We start from the raw sequence: 14046 nt of genomic DNA on the forward strand, positions 1-14046 counted from the left end.
TGGTCAGGGCTGAAACAGCAGATGGCGATATTCACCTGGTGCACGAATGTAGTCGCGCGCTTTCGCCGCGCAATCCGGCCGCCATGTGTTATCCCGCTCTGCGGGCAAGGCTCATCATTGTGCTGGATTAGCTGAGAGGCGACAGGGAGTATTGAAAACGGATGGCCGTATTAAAGTCGGTCGGCAATACAAATGTGTGCCGACCGGCCAGAGACTTATTGTTGGTACAAGCGATATGCGCTGTGATCCCATGCCCATTTTTCATCTGGGTTACCCGGGAAACTCATAAAAATATTGTCACCTTTGGTTGTGATGTCGGGTATATCGCTGCAGGTACCGAACGTCGGCGTGACTAACGGCTGCGCATCATTTCTAGCAATAGCCAACATATACTCAGCCGGGCAAGCAGTCCCCCCGCTACTGAGCTGGATCAGGGCAATCTTACCGTTACTGGTAGTGAATTCTTGGTCGATACTGGCGGTGTAATAATCATTGACGGTGCTAATGAGTTGGCCATCCAGCAGTATGCTCATCACATAGTCATCCTGGTTGTTATCTATGGTGAATTCGAGTGCTGGTTTGCCTGCCTGCTGTACAAACTTCGGCGAAAAATACACGCTGCCATCACTGTAAGTTACAGTCGCGCCGCTCAAGCTGACCTGTTGTCCACTCTTGCCCATCAGGTGCTCATCAACCTCAGCATCCGACCACAGTTGTACCACTTTGCCATCGGCAGTGGTCACCCAGTACTGCATGCTGGCGTAACCCAACTCCCCTTGCAGCGTGCCGGGCACTTTTGCTTCCAGCTCTAAGTCTTGAGCAAAAGTGGGGGCGGCCAACAAAGCCACACCCAGTATTAACGGTGTGATAAATGCGCTTAGTTTTTTGTTCATGTTTATCCCTTGTTATTATTGTTGAGTGTATAGGTATACATTACCACTGTGTTTTTAAGCTAGGCGCTGTCCTTATTAAATAACTCTGCTCCTTTAATTACGGCGTCTTTAATTAGCAGGCCAATAAAGTAGAATGGCAGAGAGAGTAATGCTGGTTAGTTCTTACATATTGTCTAGGTGTAGCTCTTGAATTACAGCTGTTGATAATTCCTGTTCATCAATAGCATGGGCATACTCTATACGACCTGGTGCAACTGCGCGAACAAAGAGCTTGGCCCTCGGCATTGCATCAAGTAGTGAGAGTGGTACAAATTTCAGCTCAGAGCTACCTTCCGCAAGGCCAAGAAGGGTGCGGGGGCTTTTGGTTGCGTACAGATTAAATACACCACTGGTTATTACGCCTAAGCTTGTCCACTCTTGATAGTTGCTACTTAGCTCTAACTCTGGCTTGAAGTTACCACGATAAATCTTTCCTACGTACCATCCAAAGGGCGCTTCACCCGTTTGTTGAGCTTGCTCTGAATTTTTTATTAGTACACGGCTGCCAGGAGCAAGTTTTAGTAGCCCTATAGCCACACCTGTTTTACTAGTGGGGCTGTGTGGGTTTCTCTCGTTCATAGGTAGAGGTGGATAAGGTAATATTTTGGGCAGAGCTTTACCAAACATGTCTTTCAAAATATCAGTTATTTGATTATTTTCATTATCAAATAAAGCCTGAATATGCCGTGACCGGCTACCGTTACCCGCCAATAAAATATGGATAGGCAAGATAGGTAGCTTATCTTTGACACTACTTAATTGTAAGAAAAATGCCTGAACACCCTGTTTAATACGTTCGGCTAAGAAATTATCTAGGTAATCGGCATCTAGCTGTAATTCACAAAGTTGTTTTTCGCAATTTGCATCTAGTAAGTCTAGGCGTATCTGGCTAGTTAGGTCTGATTGTTCGGCTTCCATGAAATCACGTAACCGGGCGGCCAGCATAATCACGTTGGTTTGGGCGGCCTGTGTATTGGCAATCAGCAACTCACTCCCGGGAAATGCCAGGGCATCCATGGGCAGAGTGAACTGAACTTTTTGCTGACGTAATACGTCCTGATTAAGCTTGAAGGTTTCATAAGCCAGATGTTCCAGCAGGTTTTCCGCACCGAGAAAATTATCACCGCCACTGCCTACATGCTCAAATACGCGCTCATAGCCTTCGTCTTCTTCTTGCTCATTGGCCCAGCGTAAAATTCCGTAATCGAAATCCGATGTACCGCCGCCGAAATCAAACACCGCATAAGGCACCCCTTCTTCGGTAGGCTCTATACCCAGAGCAGGCAAGGCCGCAGCAGCATAGGCTGCAGGTTCGCTGGCTAATTCACCAACCTCAAAATCATTAAGAATATGAGGGTGATGCTCTATTAGGCTTTGAGGAAAACTACGCTGCAAACCACGGCGGAAGCTTGCCAAAATACGGTGTCTCACCTCCACCGGATATTTTACCGGGAAGCTCAGATAATACTTGAGAAACAGGCCGCGCTCACGCCAGTTAATGGTCATGCCCAAGTACCAGGCATACAGTTCGATCGGGTCTAACGGATCTTCACTTGAAACCTGAATAGGCTGGCCACGAACCGGGTTGCGTTCGCAATGCGGCTCTAACTCCATTTCTTTGCCTTTGCGGCCAGTTAATTTAATGCGCCTGTCTACATCGGAACGTAATGCCCATTGTTTCAGGCGGGGCAGGATACTGGCAAGAGTGTCGGTATCGCCAGGGTTGTCGCGTAAGCTGGTCTGAGCCTCATGGGAGGCTCGTACCCAATCCCAATTAAGTCCGGGACGATAGGCATCTGTTACCCAAGCATCAGTAAAAGGTTCGAAATCCAGAAATTCCAGTACTGTGGGGTTTTCAAAATGTTTGGCTTCTGTTGGCTGATAAAAATCGCGTACGCCAATGCGGAGCAGCTCCTGGCCGCCATGCTTGTTGGTAATACCCACCACTGTACTGCTGGTACCGAAGTCGATGGCTACCGGCCTGTTTTGTATATCTTGCAGTGGATCTCGGGCGGATAGTTCAAGAGTTTCAAGCTCGGTTTCGCTCCTGCCCCATAACTCCCAAAGGCCCTTGGCTGGATCAGTTAACTGCGATGCATTCAGCTTGGGCAAGCGGCAAGGAGTGTAGTCCAGGTTAGCCAGTTGCTCTTGAGGGCTGACAGAGTTGGTTTTTGTGTTGGTTTTTTTATTCATGCTTACGCATTGATCTATTTCAAACACCATCACAATTGAGCCACGATTGACCTCATCACCGACCGCGACTTTAATTTCTTTGACCACCCCCGCCGCTGAGGCAGGTATTTCCATAGAAGCTTTGTCGCCTTCGACAACAAGGATAGATTGTTCTAGTTCAACCTTATCGCCTACCGCCACCAAAATCTCAGTTACTTCTACCTCATCTTCGCGGATATCGGGAATATGCACCGCTTTTGTTTTCGGTGAGGCATCTATTTTATATTCAGCTCGTTCTTCTTCTTTGGTTGTGCCAGAAACATTTTTGATTTGATAATACGCTGCAAAAGCCGCTGCTATAGTGCTCTTCATATCTTTAGACATGTATTACCTCTTACGCTTACAGCGAGCTGTTCTTGTGATGTGATTAAACATTCTTCTACTCCAAAATCAGCGTTTGACTAGCCGCATTCGTAGGTTGAGGCATCCCTGTTGCGCTGATGAGCTCTATCTGATTGGGGGCAGTGGCCCGAGCATAAAGCTTGGCACCTTCGTTGGCTTCATGCAGATCAAGGCGCTGCATTTTTAATTCCGGGTCGCCTTTTTTCAGGCCAATGGCGGTACGCGAGCTGTTGCTGTGGTAGAGGTAAAACACGCCCTGCTGAATGGGACCAAGCTCGTGCCATTGCTGGTAGCCGGAATCTGGAGTCAATGCGGATTCCAGCTGGTTGCGACGCAGACGGCCAACATGCCAGGCAAACGGAGCCTGGCCATCGTGTGCCTGATGCAAGTGGTTGGTAAGCAGGATATTTTTACCCGGCACTACCTGTAACAGACCCAGTGCCACGCCCGTTTTACTAGTGGGTGCATAGGGGTTAGTCATATCGACCGGCAGGGGCTTGTGGATCTGGATTTTCGGTACGTCCTCGCCAAATACTTCCTGACAGAGCGCTTTCCAGATTTTTTCTTCATTTTCAAACAGGGCGCTGATGTGGCGGGAGCGGCTGCCATTACCGGCCAGTAACAGCTGGATAGGCGCTCCGGCCGGGAACTGTGGCAGTACTTTTTTCAGTTCATACAAGAACGAGAGCAAGCCACGGTGAATGCGCTGCTGTAAAAGCTTATCCAGTACCTCGGCATCCAGCGCCAGTTCACAGGTTACTTTTTCGTCGCGACTGTTGATCAGATCTAGCTTGAATTGCGAGTCCAGGCTAGTCTGATCGCTTTCCAGAAAAGGCCGCAGATTGGCTGCCAACATCACGGCGTTGGTCTGGGCTGCCTGGGTGGGGGCCAAAAAGGGTTCGCTTCCCGGGAAGCCAAGGGCGTCCATGGGTTTGACGAATTGCACTTTGTTCGTTCTGAGTACTTGCAGGTTATTTTGGAAGGTCGCATACACCAGGTGTTCCAGCAGGTTTTCCCCACCTAGAAAGTTATCGCCACTGCTGGCATAGTGTTCAAAGGCGCTTTCATAGCCCAGGGCGTCTTCTTCATCATTGGCCCAACGCCAGATGCCAAAGTCGAAATCCGAGGTGCCACCACCAAAATCAAACACGGCATAGGGCAAGCCTTCATCGGTAGGCTCCAGGCCTAAAAATGGTAGTGCAGCGGCCGCATAGGCAGCAGGTTCACTGGCCAGATCCTGTACTTCAAATTGTTGTAGTACATCGGGGTGATGATCGATCAGGGTTTGCGGGAAGCTACGCTGCAAGCCACGGCGGAAGCTGGCCAGAATTCTGTCTTTAACTTCCATAGGATATTTGACTGGAAAGCTCAGGTAATACTTGAGGAAGATGCCACGTTCACGCCAGTTAATCGTCATGCCCAGATACCAGGCATAGAGCTCGACCGGATCGAACGGGTCGGTTTCGTTGACTTCCAGCGCCTGTCCGCGCACTGGATTGCGCTCGGTGTGGGGAAGCAATTCCATTTCTATGCCTTTGCGACCGGTTAGCCTTACCCGCTGGTGTTTTTCACCACGCAGGGCCCATTGTTTAAGGCGGGGCAAAATGCTGGCCAGAATGTCGGTATCACCTGGATTACCGCGAAAACTGGCTTGTGCTTCGTGAGAGGCGCGCACCCAGTCCCAGTTAAGCTCTGGACGGTATGCTTCTTTGGTCCAAACATCGGTGAACGATTTGAAATCAATAAACTCCAGCACTGTGGGATTCTCATAGTGATGAGGCTCCCGTTCCTGATAAAAATCACGCACGCCTATGCGAAGCAGCTCGGATTCACCATGCTGATTTTCAGTGGCTACGACTGTACTGCTGGTGCCGAAATCGATGGCAACAGCGCGGTTAAGCACATCCAGCTTGGGATCTCGGGCAACCAGATTATGTTGGCGTAAAAATTCATTTTCACTGCCCCAAAGCTCCCAGAGCCCGCGTTCCGGGTCATTCAGGCGACTGACCTCCATTTTGGGCAGGCGACAGGTGCGGTAGTCCAGCTCGGGTAACCTGTCTATAGAAGGTAGTCTCGCTACCTGTATGGGTTTTAGATCGGCATCTTCTTCGGAAGGGATAAAGTCAAAGCCCAACTGAGAGATTGTGAATAATAAATTATCAGCATTTACCTGGCCAAGGATAAGAGTATTTTTACCATCAAAGGATTTGAGTTGCCAGTTATGTTCTAACAGCTTGACCGCTGTTCCTAGATAGTCATCTTTGCTAAAGTAGGTATGTATGGCAAACAGATAAGCAGGTTTGTCCTCATAAATTATCCAACTTTCAGATGCAGTATTAACATTACCGTGATTGCACAACCATGAACAAGAGCCACCATTGCTGTCTGATCGTGTTAATGAATAAGCATTACCCTTTCTATAAGGATTATAAGGCCGCTTAGCAAACTCTTTAAGTTGATAATACTCTGGCAATTGCCAACTCTGTAAATCTAAATGCTTGATTTTTTCCAAAATTGGCTTGGTGTTACTTACATTTACTGTCTCTTTAGCCTCGCTATTACTCCACAGCAGCTGGGTAGCCTTTTCCAGCACCAAATCCTGTTTTTCACCCTCATGCCAAATCCCTATAAAGGGATGCGATTCCATAAACTCTTTTAACTGCTCAGTGGTGTAAAACAATCCCGTGCTTGATTGTAAGACACCGAGAATTTCCGGATTTGCAGTCGTGGCCTGGCCAGCCGCTACCAGATGCCAAAATTCGCTTTTGCCGAGTTGTTCTTGCAGCTGCTTTTCTGCAGCTTTGTAAAGACTTTCAAAACTGATCATGACTTATCCTTAGCCAAAACTTAACGGGTTAGAACCAGGGTTTTACGCAAGGGCTTACCGGCACCGTCGGCCAGGCCAGGCAGCCAGATCTGGCTAAGGGTTTCACCATCAGTTTGATGCTTGGCTTTTTGTTGCTGCTCAAAGTCAAAACTGGCACCGTCAACAGGCTGTAATAACCGGAAGGGGCGCAATTTCCAGTTGTGGTTATACCAACCAAGGGCAGAGATCAGCAGACTTAACTCCTGATTGTTGGCAGGACGTTTTTCGGCTTCGCAGCGTTCTTTCAAGTTATCCCATAGGCGTTCTAAATTATCTTTTTGGGCCAGCACAGCTACCATAGCAATCAGGGCCTGCTGATCATTGGCTGGCAGCTCCAGACCAAGATTACGTGCCAGTTCGGCATCATCACGCAGGGTTTGCAACTCAGCGGGAGACTGGAACTGAACCAACTGTTTGTTCAGGCTATCTATTTCCGCTTGTAGATTTCCTGCTCCCTGTTGTGCCCTGACTATCTGTTGCTCAAGCTGGGTTTTGTCCTGCTTTAAGGCGGCTATCTTTTCACTTTGCCGTTCAATACTATCTGCTGCTTTTTTTAGCTTGTCGGCATCTTCACTAGCCAAGGCTTCCAAGCGTGCAATTTCGGCCCTGCTTGCTTCCAGTTGTTGTTGAATCCGCGTATCGGGTGCTGCCGTTTTTGCTTCGGGAGCGCTAGCAAGGGCAGGTATTACTCTGGCCAACGGCGCTGCTGAATTGTTTGCAATCTGTCGGATCATGTCCTGCAAGGGGGCAAAAGTCTCCAGCATCAGGCGCAAGTCGGCAGGCGTAAATTTGTCGAACATTTCAGGTTTTGATTGCTCATCCCATAGGGATGTCAGTTCCATTAACCTCTTATTTTGCATTTCTGGTCGGTTTGCAGCGTTCATGTTACCCCTCCAGCTCGTAAATTAGTTCACGCATTTCCGGCCTTACGGTCAGGCGCTGACGATGGGGTAGATCCTGTACCAATTGCACAATTTCCAGTTGCGCAGACTGGGGCAGACTACGGAACTGCCTTTGCAGAACGCGTAAGGCTTCGGTACTGGGCTCCGGATAAGGATTCGGAATGCTCAACGGCTCCACGCTACCGCATAGAAGTGCCAAATCGGTAGTACCCAAAATGGTAAATACCCGACTAAAGAGGGCGGGTAGATAAGTCACCAGACGCTCCTTATCGACTTGGCGCAGCGCAGCATTTTGTTCCTGCAGACGGCGATTTTCTTGCTCCATAACTATGCGCTCGTTAAGCAAGCGTTCAGATTCACTGGCATGTTCAAATTCCAGCGTATTCTTCATTTGCTGTCGCTCGGCAGCATCGTCGGCGGTGATCAGCCAAGGCAGAAGCTCTTGTTCAATAAAGTGGCTGGACAGGTCAGTTGCTTTGCGTCCGAAGCGAACGGCAAGCCAATCAAGCGAAACAAGCTGCCAATCAAAACGCTCACCAAATAGATCAGGCAAATACCGGGGATCGGTGAGTTGCCGGCGTGCATGCCGATCGGCAAGCCAGTGGTAGCAGTCAATACTTAGACCAATGCCTTCAATATTGTCTTTAATATCCAGCAGAGCGGAGGTAATCTCTGCAGCTGACTTAATGCTAAAAGAGGTTTCCCCCTGAATAAGAATGTTTTTGGGATTTTTTCCAGCAACCAGATGCCATGCAGAAATATCCCCGTTGTTAACCACTAAAACCAAGTGGTCAGTTACTTTGCTCATCTATGTACTCCAATACTTATTGCTTGCTGGCGTCTACTTTGTCCATCATATTGCTCCAGTTGTCCTGAGCATCTTCCAGCGCCTGATAAAGCTCACCACGTTTGTCAGCATCGATGACATTACCGCTTTTATCCATTTCAAGTGCTTTTTCAAAGGTGCGGCTTTCACCACCCGTCAAACGCTTTTCCAAATAGGCAAAGGTGTCACCGCCCAGACGCCCGGCGCTGACCAGCCCTTGCATGCGCTCGGGGGTAAAGTATTCCGGGTTAGCCATGGGAAGTAGCCACATGGAGTCGAGGCTGCCCGGCTCGGCATTAAACTTTTCTTCAACACCCTTGGTGCCCACGCCCAAGCCGGCAACCAGTTTTGTTCCCGGGCTATAGTTTTTGCTTTTTTCCGGATCTGGCTCAAAATTGCGCAGAGCATTCATGTAGCTTTCAAAATCATCAAACTGATCCATGGTGATGCCTTCATCGGCAGCCTGCAAAGCCCTGTCACCCATGTCTTCAACGGCTTCATCCTGTTTAAAAATTCCCAAGCCCCGCAAAAAGGCATTGGCAAAGCTGCCTATTGCTTTGGCAACTGGGGCCAAGGCTTCAATTACGCCACCAATGACAGCACCCACTCCGCTTGCAAAAGATGACAGCGCCGAGCCTATGTTAGAAACAGCACTGCTTATTGCGCTGCCAACGCTGTTAAATAAACTTCCTACTGAGCTCCAAAATCCCATTACTTGCTCCTTAATTTTGTTCGACTTGTTTGCTTATTTCTGCCCATTTATCCTGAGCAGATTCAAGAGCTTCGTATAGCTCTGAGCGCTGCTCAGTGGTGATTGGCTCGCCCTGTTCATTTTTTTCTAGTGCCTTTTCAAAGGTTCTTGACTCGCCACCGGTCAGTGTTTTGTTCAGATACTCAGAGATACTGCTACCCAAAGTGCCACTGGTAATCAGAGACTGCATACGTTCTGGGGTAAAATAAGAGGCGTTGGCCAGAGGCAGTAACCAAATACTATTAAATTGACCTTCCGGCGCATTAAACTTATCTTCCAGTGCCACCGTGCTTACTGCAAGACCGGCACCTAACTTTTCAGCAAAAGTGCGCGTTGCACTTACATCGGGATCAATCTTGACTTTACGTAGAGCCGCTAGGTAATCAGAGACAGAAGCGTAATCACTCAGGTGTACTCCTTGAGTAAGCCCTTGTAGGGCGCGTTCGCCAAAGTCAGTTACCAACTCTCCTGGTTTGAATATATTGAGAGCTTGCAAAAAGTTATTAGAAAAATTAGCCAATGCTTCAGCATAGGGTTTTATTTTCAGTGCTATGGTGCTTAGCGTTGGTCCTATAGAGGTAACAAAAGATGATACAGCCGGACCTATGGCGGCGACGGCTGTGGTAATCGTGCTTACTGCTGCAGTGATGGCCGGGATAATTACTGGAAATACCATGGTTTTCTCCTCAAATGCTCTTAAAGTTTTTTAGGTGGTCAAGATGTCCAGAAAGGTCTGGACTTAAAATTTTACGTACGTCGTCCAAGCCCTTTTCTACCGTTTCATGCTCAATAATGCGGGCAAAAAGCTCATTAATGGCAAGCGCCATGAGTTCCCGGTTTTCCACAGAAGTGAGTGGCATGGCCTGCCCCACACTGGCATGCAGCTTGGGATTTGCATCCAGCAAAAGAGCAACCCAAGCGCCTTCCAGCACGTTTTCTGGCCAGACGTAAGTTTGTTGCTGTTGCCAGCTTGTATAAAGTGGCTGGTACTGCAGGGCGGCCGATGACTGCTCTATTAACCAAGTACGCAAGCGGCTATAGGCTCCCTGTCTGCGTGCAAGGGATTTACGCTCTTTATCTATTGCATGTAATAACTGGTTTTTCGCCTGTCTGGCAGTGCGTACAAAATCAGCAAATTTTTCTGCACCCTGCTTGTCTTTACTTAACAAACTCAGCTCACAAAATTGCGGATAATAGCGCTCACGTTGTTGCCAAAGCTGCAGGATATAGTGCTTGTGCAAGTCCAGTTTTGCGGGGTTGTCGGTTTGGGCACGGTCATTACGAATGCCGGCGTGTACGGGTCCGTGCCAGCCACCGCAGAATACTACGGCCTCGCCGGTACCAAGGTTAGGCAAGAAGCCACGCTGATTGTCATCCATCATCATGGCTTCGCCCATGGCGCGTCTGTCATCTTCAGCAAACAAACGGTGCACTATTTTGGTATGCGTGTTTTTGATGACATCGGGGATCAGCTTGGCCGGGATCTGATCGGCGATGATCATCCCCGTACCGTACTTCCTCACTTCGGCCAGCATGTCAGCAAAGGCTGCCACAGCCAAGGCTGCGGTTTTGTCGCCAGGCTCAGGGCGGGATAACAATCTGTGAGCTTCCTCAACCAGGGTGAGCTGTCGAAAGTCTGGATTGACTGCATGCTTGGCGCGCATGGTTTCGTTGATGGCGCCCAGCAGCAAAGCCATCATCAAGGCTTTTTCGTTGCTGTCTTGCAGCTCTTCCAGCTCAATGACCACACGACGTTCCAGCAAACCGTGAAAATCGATGGACTGTGGGACATCCAGTACCCGGCCCAGGGTGCCGTCCACCAAGCTACGCAAGCGAGATACCAGCGAGCCCCGATATTTCTCTTCAAACTCTTTGCCTAGTTTGTAGGTGGGGATCAGTTTATCCAGCTGGGCAATCATATCTCCCATGGTGGGCCAGGCGTTGGCTTTGGGATCAAATGGATCGTCTGCAAGCAGGAATTCGTTTTCATCAATATCCCAGCCTTTGTCTTCATAGGCGGCCAGAATCGCTGCCTCAACCATCATTGGCATGGAGGCTTCCATGGGGAAGATGGCAGCAAACACATTCTTCAGGAAACCTGCATGGCTTTTGATACGTTGCTCTTTGCGCACCAGCGCAAACGGGTTGATACGTAGACTTTGGTAGTCATCACCATTGGGGCGGTAATACTCGACTTCATCACCCAGGATATCTGCCAGCTCACGGTATTCGGTTTTCGCCGGCTCTATCACCAGAAACGGCATATTGGATTCAAGCAACAGGTTCAGGCAGGTGGTAGTTTTACCTGCACCTGTTACCCCGGTAACAAAAACGTGTTTGTTCAGATCCTGACGAGAAAGGCAGACACGGTTGTTTTTGTATCTTCTGCCTCTATCTATCACCATGCCCAGATCCAGGGAAGCCTCCGGATTTACATCGGGCAGATCCACCACAAAATCTACTGTTTTGCGACGACGCACACCTTGTAATTCCTGCTGCGGCAGGCTGGCAACAATGGCAAGCTCATCTCCGGTCAGCAAGCTGCCAAACCGGTCGCTACTATCAATCGACAGGCTGCGGAAAATCAGCTCGTCAATCGGGTAGCTTCCCTGGGCTTTGGGAAAACTCAGCATTTGTCCTTTGGCTTGTTCCGGCAAGTCGTATGGAACCAGAGGGCTCATGGTTGCTTCGCTGCCTTGCAGGGTGGCGCGTAGCGTGTTTTTCATGCGTTTGTAAGTCGAAAGATCGCTGGCGCTGAAGTAAACAGAAGTATTGAACAGCCCCTTGGTCAGCCCTTTTTGCAAACGGGGAATGAGCTGCTTATCGAGGTAATCTGCCAGGTGCTGTGCCTGTTTGTTAGCCAACTCCTGGGAGACACTGATACTGCTGCCCGTACTATCAGACAGACTGTCGTTTTCGGTGATGCTCTTGTTAAATGAGGAACCGCTGTTTCGGCTGCTACCTTCGCTGGTACCGACGCTTTTGCTTTGTGAGGTACCTGTACTGGTACCTTTGTTAGTACCACTGCCGCTATCTCTGCTGTTGGAAGAAGTGTTACTGCCTGATGATCGGCCCTGATTAGTGGATGTGCTGGCACCATCATTTTTACCCCAGTTTTTACCTGTGCTTTCGTTGGTTCCGTGGCTTTCGCTTTTACCAACAGAGGTGCTTTTTTGCCTGCTGGTATTGCCGCCGGTTTGTACGCTGGTACGGATCAGGGCGGAAACTCGGGAAGACAACTGGTAGGCCGCATCCAGCTGTTGGTCAATGGATTGGCGGGTGAGAGGCTGGCTTAAAACAGCCAGTTGCCAACGACTATTGCTCTGCGCATCGTTGCGACTGGTGGACTGCAAGGCACGCACCAGACGGTCAATATCTTGATAATTGTTTTCATCCTGTGCGTTGTCTTCACCCTGACCAGTTGGCGTGCCCAGAATCACTCCCTGATATTTGGAGCCTTGCATGGCATTGATCAGCTCTTGTGTGGTTGTTGTCGCAACGTCATTGCCAAAGTTGATACCTGGCAGCTGGCCTTCAAGTGCACCGCGCAAGTTTTTATAGGCCTCAAAGACCAGGTCGGCCGTATCGCTAACCACACCAAAATACAGGTTCACTCCATTTGCCGACCCCTCAAGCAGGTACAGCATGCGCACCTGTTCTTCAGGATTCAGGCTGGCATACACATTCACCAGTGCCTGGCGGTACACCTGATGCTTTTCTTCGTTGATTTCATCGAGCCGAATTAGACGAACAAGCGGCTGTATCTTGGTAGGGTGAGCAAAATCGATTCGTGTTGGCGTAGTGAAATTGTTTAGCCAGGCCAGATCCTGTTTCAGGACTGTTTGCAGTTGCTGATCCATGAATTATCCTTCGGTTATTTTTAAACCACAACTAGATAATCAGTATTACCAAGTTGATTTATGAGTAGAAAAATTGAGCCCCTTCGCTCCCTTAACATAAAGCGATATTATCCCGTCTATTTTTGGTTAAATAGGACGATGAATAATCTTTCTTGTTGAACTTTACTGGCTTGTTTTCAGTAGACGGTTGCTTGTAAATCAACCACTTTTTATAAGGCGGCTCAAATAATCTACTTCTACATAAAGCTCTCAACCTACGCAGCTGTGGTCCAATATAGTTTGATTTAGCGGTACATTTTTTATGCGCTACTGCGTCGATTCTGTTACGAAGTACGACTTTATTTAATATAAGAGCTTAGGCGACAAGTGGTGTCGTCTTGTGGCTTTTAGTATTTGTTACTATGCCAAACTTTTAATATTGCCTCTAGTAACTGTGCTGCATTATGCGATTATAGAGATGAAGTTTGAGAATCAAGACGGTGTAGAAGCTGTTTTAGAGTGTTTTTTGTACTGGTATGGTGTTTACGCTTTGATTGTTCCTTGCGCCCGCTGTTTGTGGAGAAAATAAATGGAAAGTTATAAAAGCTTAAAAAATCGTCAGCGTGCTGAGCGAGGTAATTATCCCGATGGTTTAGGGCTGCGAGTGCACCGAGCGTTAAGTTGGTTGGACAGGGCTGAGCAAAGTGCAGACGAAGATGGCCGTTTTATTTTTCTGTGGATTGCCTTTAACGCCGCTTATGCCAATGAGTTGGGTGAGCAGCGGATGTTTGAAGGGGAGCGCTTTAGTCGCTATTTAGAAAAGTTAGTCGAGTTGGATACCGAACAGCAATTATATAGCCTGGTGTGGCAACGTTATTCTGGGGCGATTCGCGTTCTGCTGGATAACATTTATGTGTATCAGCCGTTTTGGGATCACTCTAATGGCTTAGCATCTGGTGACGAGTGGCAATCACGCTTTGCAGCTGCCAAACAGGCCGCCAATGTTGCCTTGGCCAGTAAAAATACCACTCTAGCATTAAGCGTGGTTTTCAATCGCCTTTATACCTTACGAAATCAGCTGGTGCACGGTGGCGCGACCTGGAACAGCAGCATGAACAGGCAACAACTCAAAGACGCGAATGCAATTTTGGGTGATGTGGTACCGATTGTGATTGGTATTATGATGGATAACGCCACTGAACTGTGGGGCGACGCTAGCTATCCACCGGTGACAGATAGCAGTCGTTTAAGCCATCCCTTTACCCATAAGTCAGCCCAATAATTCCTTTGTTTCTTGTATGGCTCGGACCATATCATGGCAACGTTCCAGGCCCAGCCACAGCGTTTGTAACCCGG

8 protein-coding genes and 1 pseudogene are annotated in these 14046 nt (G+C 48.7%); 1 reads left to right on the plus strand and 8 read right to left on the minus strand.

The window, feature by feature from the left end; translation table 11 throughout:
* Positions 1–215: 215 nt before the first annotated feature.
* From IEW52_RS14185 to IEW52_RS14220, 8 genes and pseudogenes are all read right to left on the minus strand, one after another.
* Positions 216–893 (minus strand): hypothetical protein, encoded by a 678-nt coding sequence (locus IEW52_RS14185; RefSeq protein WP_188630735.1) that lies wholly within the window; start codon positions 891–893, stop codon positions 216–218.
* Positions 894–3140: 2247 nt separating this feature from the next.
* Positions 3141–3383 (minus strand): annotated as a pseudogene (locus IEW52_RS15925) (biotin/lipoyl-containing protein); the annotation flags it as partial.
* Positions 3384–3543: 160 nt separating this feature from the next.
* Positions 3544–5640 (minus strand): hypothetical protein, encoded by a 2097-nt coding sequence (locus IEW52_RS14195; RefSeq protein ID WP_188630737.1) that lies wholly within the window; start codon positions 5638–5640, stop codon positions 3544–3546.
* Between the two features lie 713 nt (positions 5641–6353).
* Positions 6354–7256 (minus strand): hypothetical protein, encoded by a 903-nt coding sequence (locus IEW52_RS14200; RefSeq protein WP_188630738.1) that lies wholly within the window; start codon positions 7254–7256, stop codon positions 6354–6356.
* A 1-nt stretch (position 7257) separates the two neighbouring features.
* Entirely contained in the window at positions 7258–8082 is an 825-nt protein-coding gene (locus IEW52_RS14205; RefSeq protein ID WP_188630739.1) for a hypothetical protein, read from the minus strand.
* A 16-nt stretch (positions 8083–8098) separates the two neighbouring features.
* Complete coding sequence (locus IEW52_RS14210) at positions 8099–8707, minus strand: hypothetical protein (protein WP_188630740.1); 609 nt, start codon at positions 8705–8707, stop codon at positions 8099–8101.
* A 115-nt stretch (positions 8708–8822) separates the two neighbouring features.
* Positions 8823–9527, minus strand: coding sequence for a hypothetical protein (locus tag IEW52_RS14215; RefSeq protein WP_188630741.1), 705 nt, complete (start codon positions 9525–9527; stop codon positions 8823–8825).
* Between the two features lie 10 nt (positions 9528–9537).
* Entirely contained in the window at positions 9538–12711 is a 3174-nt protein-coding gene (locus IEW52_RS14220) for a serine-rich family protein (RefSeq protein WP_188630742.1), read from the minus strand.
* Positions 12712–13279: 568 nt separating this feature from the next.
* On the opposite strand from IEW52_RS14220, the gene IEW52_RS14225 reads away from it, so the two are divergent.
* Positions 13280–13972: a HEPN domain-containing protein gene (locus IEW52_RS14225; RefSeq protein WP_188630743.1), complete on the plus strand. Its 693-nt coding sequence runs from the start codon at positions 13280–13282 to the stop codon at positions 13970–13972.
* Positions 13973–14046 lie beyond the last annotated feature (74 nt).

This window comes from Oceanisphaera marina (assembly GCF_014643915.1).
Lineage (GTDB): Bacteria > Pseudomonadota > Gammaproteobacteria > Enterobacterales > Aeromonadaceae > Oceanimonas > Oceanimonas marina.